The following is a 313-nucleotide window of genomic DNA, read 5'->3' on the forward strand; positions in this document are numbered from 1 at the left end:
GACGCCGACCGCGCCCAGTCCGCCGCCCTCCGCACCGGCGACCGCACCGGTGTCCGTCCCCTCGACGAGGTCCTCACCGCCCTCGGCACCGGCCGGTGAGCCACGGCCTGAGCGACCAGGCCGCCGCCGTCCTCGGCGTCATGGCCGACAAAGCCCCCGAGGTGTTCGCCGCCACGGTGCGCTTCCTGCCGGCCATCACTGCCGCGCACGAGGCCGGCACCGTCCCGCCCGGCGCCACCCCCACCGACCAGTGGGGCGACGTCTTCGACACCGCCGTGCCCGGCGCCCCCGTCATCGTCGAATGGTTCAGCGG

Annotated in this window: 1 protein-coding gene; it reads left to right on the forward strand. The window is 76.4% G+C overall.

From position 1 onward, the window contains the following. Nucleotides 1-95: 95 nt before the first annotated feature. The coding region (locus tag VR44_RS45370; protein ID WP_045950606.1) for a hypothetical protein at nucleotides 96-313 on the forward strand (218 nt) is incomplete at its 3' end.

The sequence above is a fragment of the Streptomyces katrae genome (genome assembly GCF_000966975.1).
In the GTDB taxonomy this organism is placed as follows: Bacteria; Actinomycetota; Actinomycetes; order Streptomycetales; family Streptomycetaceae; genus Streptomyces; species Streptomyces katrae.